Genomic DNA, 21,076 nt, shown 5'->3' with positions numbered 1-21,076 from the left:
TATCGATTTCTTATATGATGATCAACTTACTAGTTAAAAAAAGCCTTTAGACAACGAATACTCGTTATCTAAAGACTTTAATTTAACACTTGAGTCATCAATTTAAAGTGTTGATCTACTTCAATTGCTTTCTCATATTCTTCTTTCTCGACATAATAATTGTATAAGGTCTTTCCATATTGCTTAAAAAATGAAGTATTATTTGTCGCAATAAACTGTGGTACGACTACGTCAGCTAAAAATTGATAATATTGGCTTAGATTTTTTTTACATTTCAAGGCTAACAGTTTATAAAGATTGAGATATATTGGGCATTGTTTCTTTGCTAATTTCAAACCTGCGTCTATTTTTTCTAAAATGTTTTCTTTTTTTAATAACTTTCCATCTAAACATGCTTCAGTAAAATGATACAATCGCCTTAAATACTTTATTGACGATTTATCAGTTAGTAAAAATGCTTCTTCAAAATAACTAACAGCTTGATCATATTTCCCTTTTTTGTATAACTCTTCTCCTAGATTATATAAAATATTTATTTTACTTTCTTGAGCACCTAAAATCATACAATTATGGATCAGATTCTTATAATTTTCGACTAACTCTAAAAAATCAATATCTCTTTCACTATCGAATTGCATTAGCATCAAGATTTGAGCATTCATAGCATTCACATGATTATATGTTTTATTAAAAAATTGCAGTGCTTTCTCGGCATAATTAAATGCAGATACCTTTGCATTTGCATAGTGATACGCAAGTGCTAGGTGGAAGTAATATTCTTCATTATTATATTCCGCTAAGTTAATTTGTTTTAAAAGATTCACAGCAATTTGACATTCTTCACATTCAATCGTTCTAAAAGTACTAATACAATACATTCCTTTAATGTGGAGAAGAAGATTTTTTTCATAATTTGATAAGGTCGGAAACTCTTTTTCCACGTTTTCAATTATGCTTTTTGCTTCTTTAAACATATTTTTGTGAAGATAATATCTCCCCGTTAAAAGCGTATAGTTTGCAGCATGTTTAGAGGCCATAATAAACGGGTTTTTTTCTAATTCCAATTTAATGCCTTCAATTTGTGCTGTTCTTTGCATTATGATTGCCTGATTCCAATCATTCAAGTGCTTTTCAATAAGATATAAAGATTCAATTTCTTTATTAATATCAATTTCTAATTTATTGGCTAATTTGTATATAATTTCAGGAGATAATGTAACTTTTCCACTTTCAAACCTACTAATATACGCTTTACCACAAATACCTTCACCCAATTTAGATTGACTGATCCCTTTTTTCTCTCGATAATACTTGATGATTTCCCCAACTAACATGTTTAGCCTCCCTATTTTAGACAACGATCAAATTGAACAATAAAGCATCGTATATTGAGAAATTTTTCTAATTTTAAGAAAGCGCTTGAAAAATTGAAAGATTTAGTTCAACATTAATATTATTTTTATAATTCTCATGTACTTGATTGAAACTTTAGAAGAATACTATTTATTAAAACCAATTCTATATTTGCAAAATGATTAAGTAAATTTACATTTTTTAAAGATAACTTCACGAATTGTGAAGTAAAAAAGAAACAAAATTTCTATTTCAGAAAAGTTCTTTTCGTTGTATGAAAGGATAAAGGTGGTCACGTTAATGCATTTAGAAAAACTAGAGATTTTAGTGGAAGTGGCTAAAACAGGGTCGATTTCAATCGCTGCAGAAAATCTTCATGTAAGTCAATCCGGTATAAGCCAAGCAATCACTAAAATAGAGGAAGAGCTAGGAATCAAAATCTTCAATCGCTCTAGATTAGGCGCAAGTTTAACAGTAGATGGGGCAAAAATTGTGGAAAAATCACAAGAAATCCTCTTAAAATACACAGAAATAAAAGCAATAGCTCAAAAAAGTTTAGATACCCAAATCAGTGAACTTAGAGTTTCAATGGTGCCAGCATTTGTTAATTACTTATTGACACCATTAGTAGAATTTAAGGATCAACATTTGAATTTACATATAGACATTTTAGAAAGCACTACTGAACGTACAATTGAAATCATTAAAAAAAATCAAGTAGATATTGGGATTATCTGTTTTTATGAAGGGATTACAAAAAATTTAGAGGAGTTTAATTGCGAAGAATTAATAGATGGAAAAATGAAAGCATATGTAAAAAAGGACTCGCCTTTTGCAATTTCAAAAAAAATAACACCAGAAGAATTACTTCAGCAGAAATTTGTTCTGTATAACGGTGATTATATAAGATGGTTTACACATAACTTCCAACGTAACATCGGAGAATTAACGATTTTATTTTCTTCCAATCATACTGAGGAATTATTAAGGGCTATATTAAATGGAAATGCTATTACATGGGGACCAAATTTTTCAATAAAAAATCATCCGTATATATTGAATGGCGAACTTGTTGAAGTCGATATCGTAAATTACGAACCTCTACATTCAACTCTTGGCGTAATTACTTCAAAAAAGAAGATTTTATCAAAAGTTGAAAAACAATTCATCAACTTTTTGAGATCTGAACTAACTTCATATTGATAAGAAAAGGGAACATTTCAAAAAAGAAATGAGCCTTTTTTTATTTTTCTAATATACTTTTTTCGTTATTCCACAATACAAATTCCAAAATAAAAAACCACTTTTATAGAGTGGTTGATATAAAATATAGAGTTTTTTTATGGAGCATCTGTAAGAGTCCAATTTATTATTGTCGTGTAATTCTCTGAATATACATCACTAAAATCTGTTTTTACTAATATCCCTCTATGATCTGTCCAATCCACATGCGTAATTTGATCATCACCAGTAGTTTGTTGGAAAACTACTAACTCATTATTATTTAAAGATGTTGAATTACCAAAACGATCGACAAAAACTAAAGCATTTATCATTTTATGATTAGGATTAGAAGTAGATGTTAACGGCTCGTCAATCGATGCTCTAATCGTCCATTCGCTACCAGATCCTCTTGAATCAAATACCGACATTCCTAAGCTAGTCTCAGTTCTTAAAACATAGGTATCCGAACTAGTAATTGAAGTCGTCTTAAAATTAATCGTATTTGGGATTTTATCAAATTTTAAAATTGGAATTTCTGGCTTTGTAACCGTTATTTTTGTTGCCGCTTTAAATGTTGCATCATGATAAACTGTATCGGTTTCCGGGTTCTTATTATTATTCCTGTCTGTTAAAAAGACTTGTATTATATCGCCTTCTTCAAGTGGACTATTTAAAGGAATTTCCCACTTACCATCAGGATCCACTTTTATTTCTTCCAGTAAATCTAATTCACGACCATTCAGTGTAGCTGTTACTTTTGCTCCAGGTTCATCACTTAATCCACTTATTTTTTGATTAGTAACAGTAACTGGATTATTGATCGTTACAGGAGTAGGAGGAGTAACGTCTTTTACTGTAATTGAAATTTGATTCTCATCGATTGGATCATTTTCTTTAAGAACTACGGCTGTAAATACCGTATCTTCTTTATAAAATTTATCTAAATTAATAACAAATTCACCATTTGAATTCGTTGTAACATTCCATATTTTATCATCTTCATTATTCGAAACTTTCAAACTAACTTGTCCATCCCCTGCTGTAATACCAGCCAAAGTAACTTTACCTGATAGCTTCTTATCAGCGTTCGTCAATTCATTTAATGTAATAACTGGATTCATATTCGTTCCAGAGATTCTAGAAAAAGTTTTACCTTTATAATTTGTTTGAATAGTAGGATCACTTGCAGATATCGGTATGCCACTTGAATCAGTAGTTAAACTTGCATGATCCCAGCTATACGATGGAGTACTATCTAAGTTTGTTCCTTTTGTCCATGCATTTACTTCTGAATTGGCGATTTCAAACGTAGCACCTGTTCCAAGTTGTACCGCATAGCCGTTATTACTAGATAGATTATTATTATTTCGAATATCGTACAAAGCTGGTTTAGATAATAATAATTTTGATCCAGTAGATGTTAAATTAATAATCGGTGAAGTACTATTACCAACTACAAAAAAGTTAGCGCCTTCTTTTACATTAATCAAAATATCTTTAACTAAATGTCGTCTTGCATCAATTCCGATGACATTACTTCCTTTACTTAAACTTGAGGCTTTAAACGTTGCTCCTTTTTCAATATTTAATGACGATTTATCTTGATGGAATGCAACTGAAACGCCTTGTTTTTCTACATCTAATACTCCACCTGGTGCTATATTAATCGAATCATAATACTGAAAAATCCCTGGATAAGTGGCACCATTAGTTGTCCCTCTTAATGTAACAGTAGCACCTTCTTTTACATTAAATTGATGGCTAGTTATTCCTGTTGAACTAACTCCATCTTGAAACCAAATAATTGAATAGTCGTAAAAACTAATAAACCCTTCATATGTTGAATTAGGCAAAAATGTCATTCCGCCTGTGTAAACATTTTCTGCTCTTGTATAAACTTTATTCGTTCCATCGAATGTAAAGTTACTTTTAGAAGCAGCAGCTAATCGTTCCATTTCCTTATTCGTCGTAATGTTTTTAAAAGAAAGTGACCAAAATTCACTTCTATAATCGTGATAATATGTTTGAACAAAAGCAAAGACTGTTTTATTAACTAAAGTTGCATCTTCAACTGAAAAATTATACTGTGTTGCATTTGTGATATTTTGAAGACGAATCCAGCTTGTATTTAAATCAATTTTATGATTATTACCATAAATTTTAATACCATGTCCTTGTACTAGGATTTCATAACCTGCCGGAGCACCTGTAATATCATCCACAATATTTATTTCTGTAATATTTACATTCCGAATTGCATCTCTAAATTGAACAAAATTTGAAACATCAACAGCCGAAGCCTTTGTTTTAGATTGACTTGAAGTATCATTCTCAGAAGATTCATCTATAGGAGTTTGGGCATCATTTTCTGTTAACTCAATCGAAGTAATGTCAGACGCGTCAATTCCGTTGTCTTCAGCAAGTGTAACTAGGCTAAATTGATTAGATAATACAACTGTTATGAAGGAGACTAAAATTAATTTCTTTAGGCAACGGATCATTACTTTTCACCCTTTCAAACTCATTCTGGATTTTCCGATTGTACTTTTTCCTTTTTTCTTTTTTTGAAAATAAATAAAATAATCAAACCAATTAAAAGTAGTGCTCCACCTCCAATATAAATCCAATAATTGTTTTGCTCGATTTCAACAGCCTTATTGTTCAGTTCCTTTGCTTCTTTGCCAATTGTAAATAATTCATCCCATTCCCAAACTTGAGTTCCAATAATCGCTTTCATCTTTAATCGATAAGTTCCAGGTTCAATTGGGTTATTATTTAAATCAATTGCATAATCGAAATTTGAATTGGGTGCCATACTCATCTCAGCTTTTTTTGAGCTATATACGATTTTGTTAGATCCTTCTTTATAAATTTTTGCATCAATACTCATATCCTTCACAATTGAGGCTTCACTATTTTGAATAGTCGCAGCAATTGAAGTATGATAATTCACTAATTTAGGTTTAATTTCTAGCAAGTGTAAATCCGGATTAACTTCCTTTGTATTTTCAGTCAATTTAATTCCAACTACATATGCATATTCATTCTTTATTTGAATGCTTTTATCTGCGGAGACTGTTTTTGCTTCTTCTGCTTTTTTCTTAAAGTGTACAGCCCCTACAATAACTCCATTATATTCATCATTAGGCATTGTAATTGAAAATGAAACTACCTTAGATTTTCCAGATGGAATCACAACTTCTTTATGAGTCTCTTTTACAAGTTCGGTTAATGGATAAATTAAGGTTTTATCTGCTTTATTGCGATCTGTTTCAGAATAATCAATAAGACCATTATCATTTGTTGTAGCAAAAGTAATATTCGCTTCGATTGTTTTTTCCTTTTTACTATTATTAAACACTTCGATTTTAAGATCCTGATGTTGTCCTGGAGTCATTTTTAAATCAAAGTAGGATTTCAAATGATCAATTTGATTAGTTGGAATACTCGCTCTTACTGAAAAATCGATATCATTTTCAGCCTTTACAGATAAAGGGATAAACGCAAGAGATAGTAAAATTGCTGAAAAAATTAACAGTAATTTTTGACGTTTAATATCCATTTTTAATATTCCTCCTTAAAATTAGAGACTTTCTATTATTTGACGTTCACCTATACTTTTTTAGTAAAATTTACTTATACATAATCCGTTCACTTAATAAAAAGTCTCTACATCTTGTTGTTTGAAAACTTATCTATTATAAACCAGGTGCATCCGTTAGTGTCCAAGTAATTGTTGCCTCATGACTACCGACTGTTGCTGAGCCGGCCGGAATTGTTAAAATGACATTATCGTTTAAGCTTCCATCATTTTCTTCTGGGCTTGGACCAAGCCACCTGGTTACCCATGTCCCTAAACCTGTACCAGATTTTGCTGAAACAACTGATGCTGTTGTGATTCCATCTGTATTTATGGTGATTGTATTATTTACTACAGGCGAGGTACCGTTGCTTATAGAAACTGTAGAACCGTTTTTAAATGTTATAACTGCTCCTGGTAATGAATCTGTGGTTCCATTAGTAAATTTACTTGCCTTAGCAATTACCGACCATCCATCTCCTGTACCGCGACGATCTGTTACTTGAATAAATGGCTTTTTAGATTTAGATGAATATTCTTCTGTTCTATTTGAAATTTCATTTGAACCGAATTCAACTGATGAAACATAATCTAATGTTAATGAACCTGCATTTCCTGTAGGTGGATCTGTTGGGTCAGTTGGACCTGATGGCACTAAAGGTTCAGTTGGATTCGTAGGATTTACTGGTGTAACTGAACCTGAACCTGCAACAAAAGTTATAGCTGCTTTTGAACTCCCTACAGATGATACTTCCGCAAAAGTTGAGTGAGCTGCTCCAACTAATGATGTCATTCCAATTACACTAACAAGTGCGATTTTAGTAAATTTCATTATCACTTTACCCCTTAAAATTTATTTTTGTTGTTCAATGATGTCATTATATCGTTATAGCAAAGTGATTCCCATGATGTTTTTTACCTTTGATTTCGGTAAAAATAATAACTTGCTTTCATAAAAAATTCACAGTTATCTCATGAAAAGCTGTTCTTCATTGAATTAAGACAGAGTATTAAAAGCAATAATAAAAATAAAAGCTCAAAGTTTATGAGGAATTGAAATGGATAAATCAACTAAGCGTAAATTACAAATAATTGATATTTTAATTAAGCAAGATAAGTGGTTTAAAACAGAGGAACTGGCAAGTGAGTTATTATGTACCGAAAAGACAATCCGAAATGATTTACAGACAATTAACTCGTACTTACCGAAAGGATGGCAGATTGAAACAATCAAGGGGAAAGGAATTTATTTAAATAAGCCAATTTCTTCATCAATTAATCAAATCCGTTCACTTTTTGTAAAAAACTCATTGAAATTTCAAGCTATTATGCTCATACAGTTTAAACAAATTAAAAGTATCGCCGAGCTTGCAAATGCACTATTTACACAGCAACCAGCAGTCTATTCAATACTTGATCGAGTTGAGGAATTATTGGAATCTTATCATTTGAAATTAAAACGTGGACCGCTTGAAATCGTTGGAAGAGAATTAGAAATTCGAATTTTATGTAGAGATATCCTAAATGCTTTATTTGCTCATTCGAATCAAAATTGGCCCCTTGAAGACTTTTCATATAAAGATATAGAAGAAATTGTTACTACGACTACAAAAAAGCACAAATTATTTTTATATCCTTCAACAACTAGAAGTTTCGTTTATTTACTAGGAACAATGCTATATAGAATTGATAAAGAGGTCAAATTAGATTTAACTGAACAAAATATTACTCAAATTTTAACCTCTGATTTTTACCAAATCTCTAATGAAATTTGTGAGAAGCTAGGGCATTTATATCGAAAACATATTTCAGTGAATGAACGAGGTGCCTTCACTTTATTAATTTCCACACTACCTTATTATGCATTTGATGAAATAGACAAAAATGAATTTCTTTCCTTATACAGAAGTTCTAAAGACACAAATTATAAAAAACTTTATCACTTTGTTGAATTACTAGAAGAAAAAATAGGGATTCCTTTACATGGAGACGAAGAATTTCTTTATACGCTTCAAGCTCAATATAAAAGATATACAATAATCCATTTAATTGATAAAAAGGAACCATCCTATTCTCTAGATCGTTATGTAATAAAACATTATCCAGTTTTATTCAATCAAGTGAAGGATGCTTTACAAATCTGGACCAAAACCTATTCATACCCTGATATGACAAAAGATAAAATTGCCAAACTAACCTTAAATGTACAATCTTCTATTATAAACTCTTCACTCTCAAAGAAGAAAGTTTTGTTATTAACAAGTAATGGTCCAGGCGTGCATCGTTATATAGAAACGAAATTAAATAAAGCTTTTAGTCATCAAATTGATTTTATTCCAACAAACCAAGGTGAATTTGAATCAGAGAAAATTAATGAATTAAACATTGAATTTATTATTTCTGATTTTTTGCTTGAGGGGGAAATTGTCCATCCTATCATAACCATTGATCCTATTCTTACGGAAAGAGATATTGATCAAATTTCCAATTTCTTAAATTCAAAAATGAAATAAAAAAGGAAGGCTTATTGATTGAGCCTTCTTTTTTTGCATCACATTTAAATTCCAGGTGTCGCAATTAAAATAACAAAACCCCTTACTTGTTATGGGATTCTGACCTAAAATTACACAAATTTAGGTTCGTTCAAATGAAAAACTAGCTAATTTGCTCTATTATTTTCTATTTCGAATAATTTATGGAACAAAATCCATTCATTTTTATAAAAAGTATCGACTAAATCAGTTACCAATGATAAAAGCCCCTCTACTTTTTGACTAAAACTAAAAAGAACCGTTTAATAAGTCAGTTAGCAAGACTTATTCGACGGTCCATTGTTCAATATCATGAATTTAATTCTTCCTTTAATTTCGATATATAATCTTTAATCATCCTTGAACAATGTTTTTTACTCGACATGATCCACACATATTGAAGATTTACAGCATCGTAATCTTTAATATCAAGTAATATTACATCATCACTCAAATTGTAGTTAACTCCATTGAAGGCTGGTACAAATGAAACACCTAAGTTTTCTTCGATTGCTTTTTTTAATGTATCAGTATTTGTAGTTGTAAATAACTCATACATTGCACCAAACTGTCTATAGAAAAGTTTTTTAAACCAATGAATGAATTCCCCATCGTAAGTAATCAGTGTTTCGTTTAAAATTTGTTGTGGTGTAACAAATGCCTCTTCTGCTAGTGGAGAATTTTTATTTACCATTAATTTCATTTTTGCTTCAAATAGATTGTGATAAACAATCCGATCATTATTTTCTACTAAATGCTTAATAAATGGTAAAACACCGATATCACTTCGCTCTTTCAAAATATCATCAATAATATCTTGTCCTGGCTTTTGAAAAATCTCGATATTGATTTTAGGATAGTCATCTCTAATAGCTGAAATTGGTTTTAAAAGTACTGCAAAAAAGCCAGGTGTGGTAGATATTTTCAGCTTACCATTCACATTATTATTAATGATTTGTGCTTTTTCGATTAGTTCTTGATATTTTATAAATAGTTCTTTTACAATCGCAACTATTTCTTCTCCTTCGCTCGTAAGAATTGCGCTATTACCGCGAGATCTCTCGAACAATTTTACCCCTAATTTCTTTTCGATACTGACAATCGATTGACTAATAGCGGACTGACTCACATAAAGATTTTGTGAAGCAATCGAGAAGGAACCTGTTTTAGCAACTTCTACAAGATACTCTAATTTTTCGATATTCATATTCTTCTCCTTCTACAAACGTTATTAGTATACTACAGATTATATTTTTTAAAATATTGAAAAGCCTGCTCTCAAGTATTGAGAACAGGCTTACAGTTGAGACCATATCCGAAAAATTGATTTTCAGTGCTTACTATTAAAGTAATCCTCTTAACTGATACTAAAGTTGCAACTTTAAAGTTAATTTCTGCAATTTACGTTTGTTCTACTTCGTCTAAAAGTTTCTAAATTTCTCTAGATTGTGCTGATCTAATTTCACCGAAACTCATTAATTTTTCGCTCAATTAGAAAAAAAACGGAGTAACCTAAACAACTATGAAGCTGTTTAGATTACCAGTTAAATTAATTTAAACCTAATTCTACAATGATGCTGTCCAACGTTTGACCTTTATAAGTTTTCTTAGCTTTTGGATTTGCATTTGGATTTGTTGGGTTACCCATTCCATAATTGTAGTAAACATATGCCAAGTCATTTACATCTGTTGTGCCGTCATTATTAATGTCTGTACTACGCTTGTTTGTGCCCCAATACGTTTGAATTTCAAGTGCATCCATGATGTCGATTACGTTGTCTTTATTTACATCGCCACCAATGGCTGTATTAACGTCAGAACCAATATACGCAGCTACTCCGTAATCTTCATTACCTAGGTTTTCATACGCGCCATGGAAATTAGTATACGTATTAAAGTGACCAGGAACATCAAACACAATAGACAGATCGTCATGAGTAAGAGGTAGTCCACTTACAAGGTATTGACCATTCTTAGCCATTGTTCCAGCGTAAGTTTTGCCGTCTTTATCTTGAACATATGTCTTAATTCCCATTGCTGTGTAATCTCTAGTAGTGCTACCATTGAATTTTCCATCCGCTGTTAATAATCCTTGAGCATATACATATCCACCTATAGAAGAGAACTTCGGTAAGATAACGATTGTTGCCAACACACCAAAAGGTCTTGTTACAACACCATCAACATTTGTAAATTGCGGTGAACCATCAAATTTTAAGCTTGAATTTGATTTAACGACTTTTGGATCTTGAATTTTAAATGTTACATCAACCATTGGAATATCTCCTGATACTTCTTTTGTTCCATCGAATGTAACAGTAACACTAGTGTTAACAGCCGTTTGATATCCAGCAGTTGTTGTAGTTTTTAATACACCACCTAAAGCTTTAGCTTCAGGAGTTAATTTAATATCCACGATGTTTGTATCAACCGAGTCTGCAGTTAAATTATATTTAGCTTCTTTTACTTTGCTTACGTTATTAGCAGTAAGTGTAACTGTCCTTGTATCTCCATAATGCGTAATCATTTGATTATAACGTGTTTGACCTTGTGGTTGCCCATATACATATGAGTAATCATCTTGAACAAAGTAGTACGTTTTTTGTGCGTTCGCATTTGATGCTTGGTCTCCACCGACAAAGATCATTTGAGTGATTGGTGAAGTTAATGCAATTTGGTCTGCACCATTTCCATTTTCATCTAATTTTAGAGTTCCAGTGATTTTATTGCTGTTCCAAGAATAAGGTATTCCATTTGTTCCTTGATTAATATCAACCCCAGCTGCTTTCATTTGATCAACCATTTGGTCATGGATAGAAGCTGTAACTGGAATTGATGTATCACCTTTTTTGAATTCAACGAATGGACTACCTTCTTTTTCACCTGGTACTTTCACATTGAATTGATCAGGAGCTGTGTTATCAATGAATAAATCTTGTGAATTAACAAATTCTTGACCAGCATCATTTACACCAACGATTTTCAGTTTGTAATGACCTTCTCTTGGTAAAGTTGCCACTTTCTTAACAAACTGGTGAGTGCTATCTGTAAACGGATAAATGTATCCTGAGAATGGAACAAAGTTATATGTTTTACCTTCTTCGTAATACATTCCATCGAATGAATTCGCCATACCTAAATCTTCACCAGTTTTTGCATCACTAAGGATTGAATAAACATATCTCATATGAGAATTTAATGTCATTGCTGCACCTAAAGACGGGTTCATAATCATACTTGACAATGCATTACGATCATTTGTGATTGAGTGACGAGAAAGTGTAACATCTTTAATCCCTTCTTCAACATAATGAACTCCGAATGGAACACGATATGTTTCAGCTGGATTGCTGTGATTTGTGTACGTTACATACCCTTCGTAAATTCCTTTTTCTGCAATCTTCGGAATCGTTAAGATTGCCTTCTTTGTTACTTTCCCGTATGCAGGCACTTTGAATGAACTGTCAAAGGAAACTGATACGCCATTCTTCGCTGCATCTTTTGAACCTCTTGCATCCGTTTGGTACGATACATTCACATCAAATGTTTTTGGTGTCAGACTGTTATTCTCGATTGTTACAGTGCGAGGATTAACTAAATCTTTACCTGTATAAGCAACATTACCAAAGCTTAATGCACTTGTTGTTTCTTTGAAATCCTTCATTTGTCCATTAATAAGGATAGGCGTTTTCTCTTGAACTTTAATTTCAACTGAAGAATGTAAAGCTTGGAAAGGATCTACACGTCCTGCGCCTTCCTCGAATACAGAGTAAGTTTTACTTAGTGGATCAGCTGTATTCATTAAAAGTGCTTTGATATCTTCTGGTTGTAAGTTGTGATTAGCACCTTTTAACAATGCTGCAACACCTGCTACAAATGGAGTTGCCATTGATGTTCCTGACATATGGTCATATGCATATGTGTAATCAATTGGATTATCTGGGCTATGCACAAATCCAGGAACAGTTGATAATACGCTTACACCTGGAGCTGTAACTTCTGGTTTGATATCGTAAGTTACTCGAGATGGTCCACGTGAACTGAACGATGCTAACTCGTCACCTTTTGTTGTGATTTGAGCTAAGTCGCTAAAAGTAAATTCTGTTTTACCGCTTAAGATTTTAGATTGTAATGCAAGACCATCAGCATTTGTTAAGTTAAAAGAAGGAATAAAGTCCGCACCTTCTGCTAGATAAAATGGCATATAACCAGTTGTGTCATTGTTGTGGATCAGGATTGCCGCTGCACCTTTTAATTTAGCTTGTAGGATTTTATCGTTGATTGTAGTTGAACCACGAGCAACTAGAACTACTTTGCCAGTAACATCTAAGTTAGTATAGTTGTAAGATGCACCAAATCCAGGAATTCGTACAATTTGATATGTCTTATTTGCTAATTTTGAAATATCATCACTGAATCCTCGTGCTAATAATTGCATGTCGAAGTTCACAGTGTCGTCGTGACCTTTCATTGTTGGAATCGCTGTTGGTACATCACTTGCACCTACCGTTAAAGCTAAAGCAGCATTACCAGGATTTCCTAAAGTGTACATTGCGTCTCCAGAGTTACCAGCAGCAACAATCGATGTTACGCCACTTAATACAGCATAGTTAAGTGCCATACTTTGAGGTTGTAATGGATCATTGTAAGCTGCGCCTAAAGATAAATTGATCACATCCATTCCATCTTGAACAGCTCGATCAATACCAGCGATAATTGCATCGAATGTACCGCCACCACCTGGCCCAAGTACTCGATAAGAATAAATATCAGCATCAGGTGCAACACCTTCAGTTGAAAGATCGCTATTTGCTTTTCCTTGACCAGCAATTATCCCTGCTACGTGAGTTCCGTGTTCAGTATAGTAAGGTTCAGCTCCACCATTGATAACTGGTTTGCCAGCTTTTACCCAATCAGCATACGTCGTTTCCATTGGGTCATTGTCATTATCAACAAAGTCATAACCGCCTTTGTAAGCATCTTTTAAGTCAGGGTGATTATAGTCAATCCCTGTATCAAGGATACCGATTTTAACGCCTTTACCAGTAAAACCTTCTTTGTGAAGTTGGTTTATTTTAAGGTAAGAACGTTCAGCTGCCATTCCATGTGTGCTTCCTTCAGTATTAAGTGATTCTGAATTAGGAGACTTAGGCTCATCCAATTGTACAGTTTGGTTGCTGTAGATTGCTTTAACAGCTCCTGATTGAACTAACGTTTGAAGTTTGTTTGCAGGAACTTTAAGTGTTAATCCGTTGAATGCGGTTTTGAATTCTCGAGTTACTTTGTATGTTCCGTCTGATTTTGAAGTAAATGCATTTTCTAAATCAGTTTTAAATGTTTCATGGTCGTTGTCTACATCGCTTTGTGCTTCCGAAGAAGACAGGGTTTGTCCATTTACAGCCGCTTCAAGCATAGCGATTTTCTTTGGTTTGTTCTTGAACTCAACGATCACTGATACAGTTTTTGAACTATCTAAATCTACGTTATCTGCTAAATGAAGTCCTCGTGCATTGAACTTGTCTATGTTTTTAAGAGCTTGACGTTGTTCCGCAGTTAGATTCAATTTGCTTTCTACATTAGATTTAAGATTTTCTACAGCACCATCTAATTTAGTTGGGCCTTGTGCAAATACATTGAGCATATTAGTTTGTGAAAATACGAAACTAGCAGTTAGTGCGCCTACTAGCAGTTTGCTTGTTTGCTTTTTCTTCATTCTCCGTTGTTCCCCTCATCCGGTATTTTTTAGTTTTGTTGTTTTACTATTTTTTCTTTTTTGTTAATATTGTTGTGAAATTGTCTGCTACTTTAATTTCAAAATTTAAGTGAATCTCATTTTTATGGATCTATTGCCCTCTCTTTGTATTAAGACAACATTTTTTCCACATTTTTTTACAATTTTTCTATAAATACTTCTTCCCCATTTATCCAGTTATCCTGAAAACAAAATATAATATTTTGATAGAATTCGATCAGGTCCCATTACAAAATGTAATCTAGATACGGATAATTCATTAAATTTCGTCCTTATTCGAGCTCCTTCCCCAATTGCTATTATTAGTATACATAATCAGAATTTTCTAATAAAATTAGAAATATTGATATTAAAATAAGACATTCTTATAACTTCTGTAAAATTGCTAATTTATTGAAGCCGACGCTTATTTACCGATACGATATTTAAAAATACGAACACAAGATGAACTATATTGATAAGGTTGTGAACTTCGTTGATATATTGATGATTCTCGTTGATATATCACCAAACCTCGTTGATATTTAGCTCTTGTGCGTTGATATATTGACAGTACTCTAATTTTTTTGTGCTATAAAAAAAAGGAGCCACCAAAATTTGGGACACCCTCCTTCTAAAACCACTATTTAATTTCCAAGATGCTCCTTAATATACTGCGCAATCTCAGTGTTCGCCTGCTTACTAATAGGTGAAGCCTTATCCATTAACTGAAAATTATGGAACATTCCTCTCCAGACTTTACATGTCACCGCTACACCTTGAAAATTCGCTTCAGCAGCATATGCTAAAATATCGTCCAATAGCTCTTCCCTTGCACCAGCGTGTATAAGCATTGGCGGTAGGCCTTTTAAATCACCATATAAAGGTGAGATTAAAGGATTTTTCCTATCATTATTTCCTACATATGTATCAATAATATTAATGTCATTTCCGTGATAATTTGCGTGAATACTATCAAAATCAGAAGTGTATAATTGACTTTCTTTCGTTAAGTCAGTCGCCGGAGAGATTCCGACTACAGCAGACGGATATTTTCCATTTAACGTTTTTAATTGATTTAATAATGCAAATGTCAGATTACCACCCGCGCTATCCCCGACAATTACAACTTTTGACTTCGGACTCAAATTTTTGACTAGAGAACTATAGACCTTTTCAACATCTGTTAAACCTGTAGGAAATGGATTTTCTGGTGAAAGTCTATACTGAATTGTTAATACTCTATAGCCTGCCTCCCTTGCTAAGATTGTTCCTAGATTTCTTGAATATCTTAACCCACCTCTAGACCACCCTCCACCATGTACATAAAAAATAATTTTATCTTCGGGAGATTTGTCCGGTATTAACCATTCCACTTTTGTTCCTTCAATTGTTTCTCCTTTTATTTTAATATTCGAAGGAGTCGGCACTAATTGTTTTTCAATTTCAATTCGTTTTTGATCTAACGTTGCAGTTCTACCTTCTTTTGCTTTTTGTTTATATATTGCTCGAAGGTCTTCTGTTACTTTATTTGGTTTATCATTTTGATAGATCAGGGATGATTTACTTTCACTTTTAACAGTATTTTTTGAAGCAACTAAATAATTTCCAATTAATAAACAAAACACTAGCGAAAGAAATAAATATACTTTTTTCAAATTGGTTCCCAACCTTATTGGTATTTTTTGTCTTCTTTAATTAAAATTTCCATTTTCCTTTAAATTACTCAAATAAAGAAAACCCACCGATTGGCGAGCTTTTTGGCGAAGACAGAGGGGCAGTTGCACTTATACTTAATTCCTAAAATTGGAAACTGCGTCGTTTTTTCTTCTTCGCTGCTAATTTATACTTTCTTAATGTAAAATGAAAAGGCACACGAAAACTCGTGCACCATTCATCGTCATATAAAAGATATAAAAAATTAAAAAGTAGGGAGATTACTTAAATTATTCGTTGGATCTCCATCGGGATATGAGCGAAGTGTTTTATGTGGATTCTCACCACGCGTTAATCCTGTGTTAACATCTTCAATTTGCTCAAGTTCTGCCATTGCAATTGCTTGCTCAATTCCAACAATTTCACCGTTTTGAAATTTTACATCTGTAATATCACCATCGCCATTTTTTCTCACAGCAACAATATGTAATTTATTTGGATCATCATGATGTTCAGGATGTCCGATACCACGATTTTGAAATGACATACCCACACCTCCATTTTTTTAACACAAAAATAGTATGGCGGGATGAAAATACGTTTATCCTTCCAATTTCTGACAAGTCTATTCTGTTTACTATTAAGCGCTAAATTTACAATTAAAAGTTTGTTAAAGTTTTCACATTTTATCCACAGACAAATCTTAACCAACATTATACTATAGTTATGTAAAAATCAATCTAATCAACTTTCGAAAGAAGGAATCAGCATGACTACTATTTTAGGAATGACAAGCGAAGGAAGATTAATGCACAAAATTGGCAATGGTTATTATCGTTATACAAAATTAAACAAAGACGAGCTTAAAATTTTAAATTTACTTGTAAATGAAGGAATGGCGACAGTTATTAAAAAAGGAATCGGGTATACATCGCTAGTAAAACTCACTGAACAAGGAAAACTTATTAGCAACGAGTGTTAATATCTATTTTAAATTGTTATAATCCCCTTTCTATATATTCCCCTTTAAGTAGAGGTTGTATTACTTTAGCATCTACTTAAAGGGATTTTTTTGGTTGAAATTAAAAGTTTTAGGGAATCTTGAAAAATGATAATCAAATGAATTTTAATATGCTTGCTCATATAAAATTTTTACCAGCTCAATAAAGAATTTTATGACTGTGGATTCGCAGTTGAATCTTGATTCTCTACATTCTCGTAAAGAAATTCCTAATTATATTTTATGTATTGAAACTTCTAAATTATCTCCACTTAAAGTATTGGAATTTGTTCAACTTCATAAATACCATTGGGAACAATTCTCTATTAAAGCTCCTTCTTGATTTCAGCTATATTCTTTTCCATTAAATCATCAGTCAGATCAATCCATTATTTTAGTAAAACAAATTGTTTGCTTTAGCATGGTTTACTAACTTTTTAATCTCTTTACACACGAAATATCGCATGTTATTTTCCTAACAAAGAGCCCTACTCGATAAAAATGAGGGATCGTAAGTACAATTGTATTGGCATATTTATATTTCTTTAAAAATATTCATAATACCATAATCTATTTACCATTGCTTGGTGGTTGCATTGGCCTTAGTAAGTATATTAAAAAGCAAGAATTTTTGGTTGAATAAACTTACTCAAGTGTGTTTTTCGCTCAAAAATAATTATCTTAATAAAATAAATATTTCACTTTAATCATTTAAACAAGTAAAAATAAACAAATAAGCTTAGTAATTACACATTAAAAAATACAAGTTTATCAATAGCTTAGTAGTTAAAATTGTTAAACAAGCAGAAGCAATTTAGTTCAAAATTATAAGATGAATATTAATCACTATTCATCTTACTACACATTTTAAACAAACATAAAAAACCAAAGCTTATGGAAGAATCTTTCCCTTTGCTTTGGTTTTTATGTGCTTTAACACCCGTTCATTAGCTTGATATTAACACAATAAACTTCATACTTTATTCTCATAGAGATACTGTTGATATTTAAATTAATTAATTGTAATATAAAAAAGTAATATCCCTGCAGGTTATTATTACCAATTCACCCATTTTTTACCAAATTTTTACTCGTATATACTCAGAAATATGGTCTGAGAGTCTCTACCTAGTTCCCGAAAAGAATTAGACTACGGGGTAATTTTTACTTTATTCGTACTTAAAAGCTGAGTTTTATAAAGGATCACTTTATTCGAGTGCCTTTGAATAGTAAAACTACTAAAAAGTAGTTTATTCTTAGATTCTTTGAATAAAGTTGTATTACTACCTTTAAAAACTTCAACTTTTTATTTGCGCGCCAAGATAAAGTAGGACTTATCTCTCTAGTAGAGAAAATGTTCCTTCTCTATCTTGGTTTTTTTGTAAAACTTAAAGTTTATCGAAGGGGTTTATTGATATGTATAAGGCCATGTATCATACTTTTGACCATCTAAGACTATCTTCCAAGCAAGCGCAAGAAAGTGATATTGCGTTCTTACATGATTTTAATGCAATTTTAGAATCCCCCCATTTAAAAAAATTAGAAAATAAAACTCAGTTAATTCCCAACTCAGATCAATGCAATAATCGTTTATCTCATACTATAGACGTTGGCCACGTTTCAAACTTAATTGTGGAACGCGTTAACTATGTTTTTCATGAGAATAACATTGCACTCATAAATAAAGATTTAGTAAAAGCAGTTAGTCTTGCTCATGATATTGGCCATCCTCCATTCGGGCATACCGGTGAACGAGCACTAGATAAAATGATGAAAAAAATGGGTGGATTTGAATCAAATGCACAGAGCCTTAAAATTTTAGTAAATAGTTCGGATGATTATACATATAGGACCATTGCAGCTTTAATGAAGTACAAAACCAAAATTCCTTTAGTTAGACAAGAATATAACGGTTTAATCAAAGGCTATTATGAATACATGTCGAATCATTTAGAGCCTCTATTTTTGACATATCAAGATAATGTAATTGAGCAATACATCGTAGACCTAGCAGATACATTATCTTATGCCCTATCAGATATTAAAGATCTACTAATCTATTTTGGTGAAAATCGATTTACTCAATTACTTGCCAATTTTTTTACTAAAAATGCAATGCTTGAAGACGCTATGCTTGTTTTTACCGAAGTTAGTAGATCAGAATTGCTTTATTTAATACCGAAGATTTTGGAAGATATAAAAGATACTATTCTTTCGAAGTTTTTGCGAAATTACCGTAAATTGAGTTCAGAACCACTACACTCTATTATTTACGATTTTATACATACACTAGTGATTACTATAAACCATGAAAAACCTATGTATAGTAAATTAAATCTTTCAATCGAAAATGCAATAAAACTGTTTTTATTAAATCAAATTCCAAAGAAATGTTTCTTAGAGAGGAAAATTAATAGAGACATAGATAAAAAGATTACTCATAATATCCAACTCACCTACGATTATCTTTTTAACTTAAACAGTGAGGATTCTTTACTGAATGTCGAAAAAGAAATCTTGCAAAAATTAATCAATCTCTCTAATCATGTTGAGCGTTCAAGATATGTTTGCGATGTGATGTGTCATTTAAGTGATATGGAGATTGTGGATTTTGTAAAAAAATTTAGTAAAAAAAGAATTGTAGTATAGCAGGAGGAAATTAAAATGAGTTCAATTGTAAAGCAATCTGTTGACCAGTTCAGTATATATAGCAAAGAGTACCATGAAAGAAGAAATGAAGTTTATGAAAACTTAAGAAATAATGCGCCAGTGTTTTGGCATGAAGAAATGAAATCATGGTTTATTACTAGATATGAGGATGTTTCTAAGTATTTACTAGGAGATAAATTTATTTCAAGTAATGTCATTCCTCAAAAAATGAGTAATCTTGCAGAAGGAGAAGATCAACACTTTAAGGATATACTCGATATTATTAAAACTTGGATGGTATACAATGACCGCCCTGTTCATTCTCAACTAAAAGGTTATATGAATAGAGCTTTTTTAGTGAATGAAATAGAGCTTATTACTCCTGAAATTAAGAAAATTGTTTCTAATGTCATTGATAAAGTGCTTGAAAATAACTCAGAATCTTTTGACTTTGTAAAAGAAATCGCCCACCCGATTCCTGCGATGGTTCTATGTAAAATGTTAGGGATTCCAGTTAAAGAAGTTGCTCGATTCATTAAGTGGTCTGATGATATTGCATTATTTATGCAGGATTTTGTTGTGTCTCACGTTCCTAGTAAAGAAATTAGTGAACAAGTTAGAGGAAGTGTAAGAGAAATTTATGCATACCTTTCTGGTGCGATTGCCGAAAGACGTAAAGAGAAGAAAAATGATCTATTAAGTAGATTAATTTCGGATACTCCAGGTGTCGATGGTGAACTTACTGATGCTCAATTAATCGCTCAAACTATGCACTTGATTTTTGGTGGACACAAAATTCCTCAGTTTGTGTTAAGTAATACTTTACACCTTCTGTTTAAAAATCAAAAGGTGCTAGAAATGTTGAAAAATGATATGTCACTTCTTCCAAAAGTATTAGATGAAACAATGAGGCTTGAAGGACCAATCCAATATATTGTTAGACATGCTTCAAATGATATAGAAATACATGGACAGCAAATCAAGAAAGATGATTCTGTTTATTTCTTCTTAGCATCTGCAGGCCGAGATGAACGAGTATTTGATAATCCAGAAAAAATGGATATTAGTAGAACAGGGTTCCGCCATGTTGCTTTCGGTGGTGGCTATCATACTTGTATTGCTGCTGCTTTTGCCCGTGCCGAAATTATGGAAATTCTAAAAGAAGTACTAACTCGTTTTCCAAATATCGAGCCATTATATGATTTAGAAAAACCGGAGTGGACTTCAAACCCTACTTTCACTGGAATGACACAAATGCCAGTAAAAATCTAATTGGGTATATCAAATGAGATTCGATAGGAATAGAACGAAAATTCTATTCCTATTTTTTCTCTTGTCATGTAAATCGGTGT

Annotated in this window: 13 protein-coding genes and 1 riboswitch; of the genes, 5 read left to right on the top strand and 8 right to left on the bottom strand. The window is 32.1% G+C overall.

The window, feature by feature from the left end; genetic code table 11:
• Nucleotides 1–77: 77 nt before the first annotated feature.
• Entirely contained in the window at nt 78–1,334 is a 1,257-nt protein-coding gene (locus tag ACFCYN_RS18660) for a helix-turn-helix domain-containing protein (RefSeq protein ID WP_172445839.1), read from the bottom strand.
• Nucleotides 1,335–1,653: 319 nt separating this feature from the next.
• Between ACFCYN_RS18660 and ACFCYN_RS18655 the strand changes: the two genes are divergently transcribed.
• Entirely contained in the window at nt 1,654–2,556 is a 903-nt protein-coding gene (locus tag ACFCYN_RS18655) for a LysR family transcriptional regulator (protein WP_172445840.1), read from the top strand.
• Between the two features lie 137 nt (nt 2,557–2,693).
• Here ACFCYN_RS18655 and ACFCYN_RS18650 read toward each other — a convergent pair whose 3' ends face one another.
• The 3 genes from ACFCYN_RS18650 to ACFCYN_RS18640 form a co-directional block, all read right to left on the bottom strand.
• Nucleotides 2,694–5,078 (bottom strand): pectate lyase-like adhesive domain-containing protein, encoded by a 2,385-nt coding sequence (locus ACFCYN_RS18650; RefSeq protein WP_375950909.1) that lies wholly within the window; start codon nt 5,076–5,078, stop codon nt 2,694–2,696.
• Nucleotides 5,079–5,098: 20 nt separating this feature from the next.
• Entirely contained in the window at nt 5,099–6,139 is a 1,041-nt protein-coding gene (locus ACFCYN_RS18645; RefSeq protein WP_172445842.1) for a WxLIP family cell surface protein, read from the bottom strand.
• A gap of 136 nt (nt 6,140–6,275) precedes the next feature.
• Nucleotides 6,276–6,989: a WxL domain-containing protein gene (locus ACFCYN_RS18640; protein WP_172445843.1), complete on the bottom strand. Its 714-nt coding sequence runs from the start codon at nt 6,987–6,989 to the stop codon at nt 6,276–6,278.
• A 226-nt stretch (nt 6,990–7,215) separates the two neighbouring features.
• Between ACFCYN_RS18640 and ACFCYN_RS18635 the strand changes: the two genes are divergently transcribed.
• The gene (locus ACFCYN_RS18635) at nt 7,216–8,670 is read left to right on the top strand and encodes a BglG family transcription antiterminator (protein WP_375950907.1); all 1,455 of its coding nucleotides are present in this window, start codon (nt 7,216–7,218) and stop codon (nt 8,668–8,670) included.
• A gap of 328 nt (nt 8,671–8,998) precedes the next feature.
• Here the strand turns inward: ACFCYN_RS18635 and ACFCYN_RS18630 are convergent, their stop codons facing one another.
• The 4 genes from ACFCYN_RS18630 to ACFCYN_RS18615 all read right to left on the bottom strand — a co-directional run bounded on the left by ACFCYN_RS18630 (nt 8,999) and on the right by ACFCYN_RS18615 (nt 16,622).
• A complete protein-coding gene (locus ACFCYN_RS18630; protein ID WP_375950905.1) occupies nt 8,999–9,895 on the bottom strand; it encodes a LysR family transcriptional regulator in 897 nt (298 codons plus the stop codon).
• Between the two features lie 342 nt (nt 9,896–10,237).
• Entirely contained in the window at nt 10,238–14,401 is a 4,164-nt protein-coding gene (locus ACFCYN_RS18625) for a S8 family serine peptidase (protein WP_375950903.1), read from the bottom strand.
• 665 nt (nt 14,402–15,066) lie between these two features.
• The gene (locus tag ACFCYN_RS18620; RefSeq protein ID WP_375950901.1) at nt 15,067–16,077 is read right to left on the bottom strand and encodes an alpha/beta hydrolase; all 1,011 of its coding nucleotides are present in this window, start codon (nt 16,075–16,077) and stop codon (nt 15,067–15,069) included.
• Nucleotides 16,078–16,340: 263 nt separating this feature from the next.
• The gene (locus ACFCYN_RS18615; protein WP_375950900.1) at nt 16,341–16,622 is read right to left on the bottom strand and encodes a DUF3892 domain-containing protein; all 282 of its coding nucleotides are present in this window, start codon (nt 16,620–16,622) and stop codon (nt 16,341–16,343) included.
• Nucleotides 16,623–16,844: 222 nt separating this feature from the next.
• Between ACFCYN_RS18615 and ACFCYN_RS18610 the strand changes: the two genes are divergently transcribed.
• From ACFCYN_RS18610 to ACFCYN_RS18600, 3 genes are all read left to right on the top strand, one after another.
• Nucleotides 16,845–17,057, top strand: a complete 213-nt coding sequence (locus ACFCYN_RS18610; protein ID WP_172445849.1) for a hypothetical protein — start codon at nt 16,845–16,847, stop codon at nt 17,055–17,057.
• A gap of 1,089 nt (nt 17,058–18,146) precedes the next feature.
• A riboswitch (purine riboswitch) is annotated at nt 18,147–18,248 on the top strand.
• Nucleotides 18,249–18,491: 243 nt separating this feature from the next.
• Nucleotides 18,492–19,724: an HD domain-containing protein gene (locus ACFCYN_RS18605; RefSeq protein WP_375950897.1), complete on the top strand. Its 1,233-nt coding sequence runs from the start codon at nt 18,492–18,494 to the stop codon at nt 19,722–19,724.
• Between the two features lie 15 nt (nt 19,725–19,739).
• On the top strand, nt 19,740–20,996 hold the full coding sequence (locus ACFCYN_RS18600) for a cytochrome P450 (protein ID WP_375950895.1): 1,257 nt from the start codon (nt 19,740–19,742) through the stop codon (nt 20,994–20,996).
• The last annotated feature ends 80 nt before the right edge of the window (nt 20,997–21,076 follow it).

Source organism: Gottfriedia sp. NPDC056225, assembly GCF_042267765.1.
GTDB lineage: Bacteria > Bacillota > Bacilli > Bacillales > Bacillaceae_G > Gottfriedia.
This window is presented reverse-complemented; position numbering and strand designations above follow the sequence as displayed.